The 8,397-nt window shown below is 58.2% G+C and carries 1 protein-coding gene and 2 pseudogenes; all 3 read right to left on the bottom strand.

Annotated features, from left to right (window positions below):
- Positions 1-10 precede the first annotated feature (10 nt).
- Positions 11-388 carry a 30S ribosomal protein S12 gene (rpsL, locus tag ACN5KJ_RS20330; protein WP_418596017.1) on the bottom strand — a complete coding sequence of 126 codons (378 nt, stop codon included), beginning with the start codon at positions 386-388 and terminating at the stop codon, positions 11-13.
- 2,232 nt (positions 389-2,620) lie between these two features.
- Positions 2,621-6,766: pseudogene (rpoC, locus tag ACN5KJ_RS20325) on the bottom strand (DNA-directed RNA polymerase subunit beta').
- Between the two features lie 10 nt (positions 6,767-6,776).
- Positions 6,777-8,397: pseudogene (locus ACN5KJ_RS20320) on the bottom strand (DNA-directed RNA polymerase subunit beta); the annotation flags it as partial.

The following is an 8,397-nucleotide window of genomic DNA, read 5'->3' as shown; positions in this document are numbered from 1 at the left end:
CCTGGTGTGCTTACTTGGGACGCTTCGCGCCATACTTGGAGCGACGCTGCTTCCGGTCCTTGACGCCCTGGGTATCCAGAACACCGCGCAGGATGTGGTAACGCACACCCGGAAGGTCTTTTACACGACCGCCACGGATCAGAACCACGGAGTGCTCCTGAAGGTTGTGGCTTTCACCGGGGATGTAGGAGATCACCTCGTAACCGTTGGTCAGGCGAACCTTCGCAACTTTCCGCATAGCGGAGTTCGGCTTTTTCGGGGTGGTGGTGTAGACGCGTGTGCAGACGCCACGCTTCTGGGGGCATTGCTCCAGGTGCTGGGACTTGGAACGCTTGACTTTGGGCTGACGCGGTTTGCGGATCAGCTGTGAATCGTTGGCATGGGCTATTCCCGTTCCTAACTCAGATGCTACGGCGACGACGCCGGCGGTGATTTCGCTGCGTGATACAGGTTCGCATAACGCAAAACCCGCAATCGTTCCCATTCCGAGGAACGACGCGGTGAGTTCCCAGAGGTCGGCACCAAAAAGCGGTAACGGACCTTGATCACTACGATTTGAATTCGGCGATTTCCGGGATAGCCCTATAGAGTCGGATTGGGCGCGGTTGTGGCGGAGGTTCGGACCCCATGTCAACAGGTGCTGTCGCGCGAGGAGTGATCACCCTGTCTTGTGGTCTGGGCGCCTTTCAGTCCTACCTCGACGGCGAGCCATTGCGCCTCGCGAAGCCCGTAAAGAGCCCGTGGCCGCGATGATGGCCGCACCAGCAAGGACCCATCAGGCCATTCGCCAAAGAAACAAGCCGAACCAGCCCACACAAGGCTTGTTAGCGATACGCGCGAGATGCAGGTCGGATACGCACACCAACCACCGACAAGGCATACCCCACGATCAACAGCAGCGCCGCGAAGATCAATCCGGCCCCATTTCACAGGAACCCATTCCGCACTGAGCGAAGCCACGCCCGCTGCCCCGCGGTACGAACAGGACGGCAAAGAGGTCACCGTAGCCGTAGGAACATTGGGCGAATGGCTCGCACGAAATAGTCACGCAGGTATGAAGACCACCGCACTCAACGCCCAGAACGAATGATCCATGCCGCTCCGCCGTTTGTGCTGGGCGCACGATCAAACCGGAAAGCGCACACCAATCCCCGTGCGCCGCCAACCCAACGGATCGCGAGACCGAGCACCCTGCGATGCGATGGCAGTGGTGCCATTTGTTCAGCCACCGCATTGGCAAAACGCATATTGCGACGGCATGAAGGAACAGGAATGCACCGATCTCGCAGAGCGAGCGTCCATCACGAGTACCCAGTCGCGGCGTGACAGATCAAACTTCACCGGCCCATGAGCGGCACCACTGCAAAGACCAGACAACATTGCCAAGCAGGCAGAAAGATGGCCTGAAACAGGGGCAGCTGCGCCAGAACGCCCTTCATAAAGAGTCGTTGATGGTAAAGGCGGCCATCGAGGCACCATGACCGGAGCCGCCGCGTTGTTGTCTGACTGCCATCTGGCAACACCTTCATTGCGCCGCCCAGACCCGCTACCATCGCGCACGCGTTGAAGAAGTGGTTTACCGCAAACCCTGTGCGTGCATGGCTCAAAGGGCACACCCATGAGATACACGTCGCGAAAGCGTCCGGTCAGTGGCCATTTCAGCTAGGAGTGAAATTCGCATGCAGAAAAGGCTCGGATTTGATGAGGTTCCTGTTCGTCCACATGCGCTAGAACGACCACTCACGCCGAGAGATCGCGTTCTGGCCCATGCCGTGGTGCCGGAGCATGAGCTGTGCCCGGAGCCGGGCTGCCCGTGAAGGTACAGGTTTGGACACCATGCGCGACCATCCTGTGGAGGGAAGAACTGGCTGTTCATCTGCGAGCGATGAGACGCCCTTTCGGCAATCGCACGGTCCTGTCTCAACGCAAGGAACGACCGGTTTGCGGGTTTGCAGGTGCATGGAAGGTCTTCGGCACTCGGGGTTGACCCTATGCGGATACGTTTACATCAGACCTTCGAGGAGCCAAGACCAACAGCTTTCCAACGGGTTCTTCAAAAGCTTTTGTATTAACCGCCCGCTTTCGCAAAGCTCCTCAGGGCCGCGCGCCGAATTTGAGGGACGGGGGTGGCCGCCCAACGATGGGCCGCAATGGGCGGGCGTTTGAACTTGCCCGAATGGAGAGCAAGCCCGCTGCATCACCCATGATGGAGCCAGCTAAACCACTATGTCCAAGTGGATCGAGAGCGTAGGCTCAAGCAGGGAATGTTGCCCGCTGCGCAGGAATGCGCCATAGCGAAGAATTCTTTGAAATGGCATGACCGCAATGACGAATATGATGGCGAAAGCCCTTAGGTTCGAACCGTTTCGAGGCCGTCTACGCGCAGATCCGCAGCGGTGCCCCGTGTGATGGAGCTACATCATCTATGCTGCGCCGATTACATCAAAGCGGTGGGCGAAAAACGCGGCACAAACGTCGAGGAAGATGAGCGCTAAGCATCACATGGAAAAGGCGGCAGCCCCGCCCGTATTAGCAGCATTCGTTCTCTCGTGAGTGACCACCACAACGCCTCGCCGTGCCAACGCTACTCAAAGCAAAAAGGCCCCGCGTCCGGGCCCTTTCATATCTTATCGTTAGATTTACCGTCGCTCGGAGCTTCAGCGGGTGCGGCGTCCAGCGTCCGCAGAACATCATCCGCCGGTGCGGCCAAGGCTGCGGCCGCTTCGGCCTCTGCACGAGCTTCTCAATCACACATTGTCGCGTTCGGGAGCGATTTGGCGCACCGCTTGTCGCACCGCCGGTCCCGCCGGATCAGGCGACCCACGATGACGTTCTCTTTAGGCCGACCAGCTTGTCGTTTGCCCTGAACAGAGGCCTCGGTGAGAACGCGTGTGGTCTCTGAACGACGCAGCGGAGATGAACGAACGAGTCTGCAACGAAGCTTTGGTGATCCCAAGAAGATCGGCTGCCTTTGCGGACGGCCGCCTTTGCTCTCGGCTTTCGCGTTGGCTTCTTCAACTCGACCTTATCGACGTTTCGCCTTTGAGAAGCGTGGTGTCACCGGGTCAGATTTCCCATTTCTGCAGCATCTGGCGGACGATCACTTCGATGTGCTTGTCGTTGATCTTCACACCTTGCAGACGATACACGTCCTGCACTTCGTCGATCATGTAATCAGCCAAAGCCTCGACACCCATGATGGCAGGATGTCGTGCGGCGCCGGGTTGCCGTCCATGAGATATTCACCCTTCTGAATGAAGTCGCCTTCGACCACAGGGATGTGTTTGCCTTTGGCACCATGTATTCCACGGCTCCAGGACTCATCTGCCGGCTCGATGGAGATGCGACGCTTGTTCTTGTAGTCGCGGCCAAAGCGACGTAGCCATCGATTTCGCGATGATCGCGTGATCTTTCGGACGACGGGCCTCGAAGAGTTCAGCACACGCGGCAGACCACCGGTGATGTCCTTGGTCTTCGCACCTTCACGCGGGATACGTGCAACAACGTCACCGCTTCGATGTCTTGACCGTCCTCAACCGAGAGGATGGCATCCACGGACATCGGTAGGCACCGGGTTGCCCGCGTCGTTGCGCACCGGTTCGCCGTCTTCGCCCAGAATGAGAACTCGGCTTCAGATCGCCGCCTTGGGCCGGAGCGCCAGTCCGACACGATCTTCTGCGTCACCGGTTGCATCATCGGTTCTTCACGCACGGCCAGAAAGTCAGATCGACGAATTTCGTTTTCACCCGCTTTTTCCGCGATGATCGGAAGGTGTAGGGGTCCCATTCGAACAGTTTGTCGCCGCGCTTGATTCGCCTCTTGACGAACACCTTGGTCCCGTAACCCAGTTTGAACGAGCGCTCCACACCATGCTCGTCGACCATGGCCATGGACATGTTCCGGCCATGACGATTTTCTCGCCATGCACGTTTCAAGCAAGTTGGCTTGGAAGACGACCTTGCCTCTTGGTTGGCCCTGGAAGGACTGTTGACCACCCTGCGCCACCCCCGATGTGGAAGGTCCGCATCGTCAGCTGGTACCGGGTTCACCGATGGACTGCCGCGATGATACCGACGGCCTCACCTGGTTGACCAGGTGCCGCGTGAAGGTCACGACCGTAGCACATGGCGCAACGCCTCTTCGGCCTCACAGGTCAGGGGCTGCGGATGCGCATGGATGAACACCCGCTTCCTCGACCGATCGGCTTTGCGCTCGTCGATCAGTTGTTCTGCGAAGCACTTCGTCTGTGCCGGGTTTGACATCATCCGCGGAGACACGACCAGGATACGTTCGGCAAGCGGCCACCACCTCACCATCGTTGACCGCAGCTTCCGCTGTGATCGCGTTCGGTGCCACAATCGACCTGCGCACGATGCAGTCCTGTGCCACGTCCACAAGACGACGGGTCAGGTAACCGGAGTTCGCTGTTTTAAGCGCGGTATCGACAGACCCTTACGAGCACCGTGGGTCGAGTTGAAGTACTCGAGCACGGTCAGACCTTCTTTAAAGTTCGAGATAATCGGCGTTTCGATAATCTCGCCGAAGGTTTCGCCATCAGACCGCGCATACCGCCCAGCTGTTTCATCTGAGTCACCGAGCCACGCGCACCGGAGTGGGCCATCATGTAAACCGAGTTCGGTTCCATTTCGGCGCCATTCTCGTCACTTTTGCCGCCGAAATGGTGGACATCATGGCTTCGGTGAGCTTGTCGTTACACTTCGACCAGGCATCGACGACTTTGTTGTACTTTTCGCCCTGAGTGATCAGGCCGTCCATGTACTGCTGTTCAAAGTCTTTCACCTGATCGCGGGTGTCGTCGACGATGGTCCACTTGTTGTCAGGGATCACCATGTCGTCCTTGCCGAACGAGATGCCCGCCTTGAACGCTTCGCGGAAGCCCATGGTCATGATCTGGTCACAGAAGATCACGGACTCTTTCTGACCGCAGTAACGGTAGACGGTGTCGATGACCTGCTGCACGTCTTTCTTCCGCAGAAGCCGGTTCACCAAGGAGAACGGCGCTTTGCGTTGAGCGGCAGCAGGAGCCGAGGCGCAAGCGACCGGGGTTGTCCAGACGTTCCTGAACCTCTGGCCGTGCTCGTCGATCTGTTTGATCCGCGCGGTGATTTTGGCGTGCAGATGCACTTCGCCAGCGTTCAAGCGCGTATTCGACTCTCTTCGATGTCGGAGAAGATCATGCCTTCACCCTTCATCCCGTCACGCTGCATGGTGATGTAGTAGAGGCCCAAGATCATATCCTGCGACGGCACGATGATCGGGCGCCGTTGGCAGGCGACAGCACGTTGTTCGTGGACATCATCAGGACGCGGGCTTCGAGCTGTGCCTCAAGAGAGCGGCACGTGAACAGCCATTTGGTCCCCGTCAAAGTCGGCGTTGAACGCAGAACAGACGAGCGGGTGAAGCTGGATCGCTTTCCCTTCGATCAGCGTGGGTTCAAACGCCTGAATACCGAGACGGTGAAGCGTCGGCGCACGGTTGAGCATGACCGGATGTTCGCGGATCACCTCGTCGAGGATGTCCCAGACTTGGACGCTCTTTTTCGACCAGTTTCTTGGCCTGTTTCACGGTCGAAGACAGACCTTTGGCTTGCCGCGAATAGATGAACGGCTTGAACAGTTCGAGCGCCATCTTCTTCGGCAGACCACATTGGTGCAGCTTCAGTCCGGGACCGGTCACAATCACCGAACGGCCGGAGAAGTCGACGCGTTTCAAAGGTTCTGACGGAAACGACCCTGTTTACCCTTGAGCATGTCGGAGAGCGACTTCAGCGGGCGTTTGTTCGCACCGTGATGACGCGGCCACGACGGCCGTTGTCGAACAGGGCGTCGACGGATTCTTGCAGCATCCGTTTTCGTTGCGCACGATGATGTCGGGCGCACGCAGCTCGATCAGACGCTTGAGACGGTTGTTCCGGTTGATCACACGACGGTAAAGGTCGTTCAGATCGGAGGTCGCGAAACGGCGCCACCATCGAGCGGCACCAGCGGGCGCAGCTCTGGCGGGATCACAGGGATCACCGTCATGATCATCCATTCCGGACGGTTGCCGGATCTGAGGAAGGACCTCGACGATTTTCAGACGTTTGATGATCTTTTCGGCTTCAGCTCGCCTCGTCGCTTCCTTGAGGTCTTCACGCAGCTGTTCTGCGGTGGACTCAAGGTCGATGTTGGAGAGCATTTTACGGATCGCTTCGGCGCCGATGTCGGCCTCGAATGCGTCCATGCCATACATGTCCTGAGCGTCCATATACTCTCTTCGGTCATCATCTGACCGTAGGTGAGATCCGTCAGACCGGTCTCGATCACAACGTAGTTTTCGAAATAGAGCACGCGTTCCAGATCACGCAGCGTCATGTCGAGCATGAGGCCGATCCGGCTCGGCAGGGATTTAGGAACCAGATGTGAGCGACAGGCGCGGCCAGTTCGATGTGGCCCATGCGCTCGCGGCGCACTTTTTGAAGGGTAACTTCAACACCACATTTCTCGCAGACAACGCCGCGATACTTCATGCGCTTATATTTGCCGCAGAGACATTCGTAGTCTTTGATCGGGCCAAAGATGCGCGCGCAGAACAGGCCGTCACGCTCGGGCTTGAACGTACGGTAGTTGATGGTTTCCGGCTTTTTGATCTCGCCGTAGGACCACGAGAGGATCCGTTCCGGGCTGGCCAGCGACACCTTGATCTCGTCAAAGACCTTCGGCGGGGTCAGCGGGTTGAACGGGTTATTGGTGATTTCCTGGTTCATTTTGAGTTCCTCAGATTGTCTCGGAAAGGGAGGGAGAAGAAGGGCCGAAGCCCTTACCCTCGCCCTCCGAGTCCAGGAGTTCCATATACGAGGCCACGGACTTCTTTGACAAGAATGAAGGATCCTGCACGCCGGCTTCAGTTGTCTTCGCCCTTGACGACGACTCGTAGACTTCGCCCGTCCAGCCACGTCATCCGACTTGACCGTGAGCATTTCTGCAAGGTGTAGGCGGCAAATAGGCTTCAGAGCCCAGACCTCCATCTCCTGAAGCGCTGACCACCGAACTGCGCCTTACCACCGAGCGGCTGCTGCGACGAGCGAGTACGGACCCGTGGAACGGGCGTGGATTTTGTCGTCCAAGGTGGTGCAGTTTCAGCAGGTATTTCATGCCGACGGTGACCTTACGGGCAACCAGCCACCCGTGCGGCCATCGTACAGACGGAGCCGGAGGTAAAGCCGCGCGGCGCAGCGCGTCATTGATGTCGGCCTCTTTCGCACCGTCAAAGACGGGGTCGCAACCGGCACACCTTGGTGACATTGCCTGCTGCTTCCAGAAGATCGGCCTCATCCATCGGCGCAAAGCCTTCGTCATAGACCCTTCGCCATAGACGAATCAGAGCGTCGCGCACAGGCGTCATATCGCCCGAACGACGATACACTTGCAAAGCCTCGTCCACTTGCAGACCCAGACCACGGACGCCCAACCGGTGTGCGTCCGAGGATCTGACCAACGTTCATCCGCGAAGGCACACCCAGCGGTTGAGACAGAAATCGGTGTCCCGTCTCGAGGAACGGCATGTCTTCCATCGGAACAACCCGCGAAATAACACCTTGTTCCCGTGACGACCGGCCATCTTGTCGCCCGCTGAAGCTTGCGCTTCACGGCGATGAAGACTTTAACCATTTTCATCACACCCGGCGGCAGGTCGTCGCCACGACGGACTTTCTCGATCTTGTTCGGAACGGTGCTCGCGCACGTTTCTGTGCCTCGTACTGGGTTCAGAGCCTCGACGATGGTTGCAGAATTCGTCTCGAGGGCGATCTGCCACCACTGGTTTGACAGTTGCGACAGCAACTCTTCGTCCACAGTCACGCCGGTCCGGACACCTGGCCTTTGGCAATGACTTTACCCATGATCAGGTCTTTCAGACGCGCGTAGATGTTGCGGTCCAGAATGGCCATCTCGTCGTCGCATCACGCGCCAGACGTTCGATTTCACGTTCGATTTGCAGCGAACGCCTGTCTTCGACGCCGTGACGGTTGAACACGCGGACTTCCACGACCGTGCCGTAGTCACCGGCTCACGCGCAGCGACGTCACGCACATCGGACGCTTTCACCGAAGATGGCGCGCAGGAGTTTTTCCTCCGGCGTCATCGGGCTTTCGCCCTTCGGTGTAATCTTACCGACGAGAATGTCACCCGGCTCGACGTGAGCACCGATGTAGACAATACCCGCTTCGTCAAGGTTGCGCAGGGCTTCCTCGCCGACGTTCGGAATGTCGCGGGTGATCTCTTCCGGCCCGAGCTTTGTGTCACGGGCGGCGACTTCAAATTCCTCGATGTGAACCGACGTGAAGACGTCGTCACGCGCAATGCGCTCGGAGATCAGGATGGAGTCCTCGTAGTTGTA

Source organism: Ponticoccus sp. (in: a-proteobacteria) (assembly GCF_048381735.1).
The sequence above is the reverse complement of the archived record's forward strand: the minus strand, read 5'-3'. Positions and strand labels throughout refer to the sequence as shown.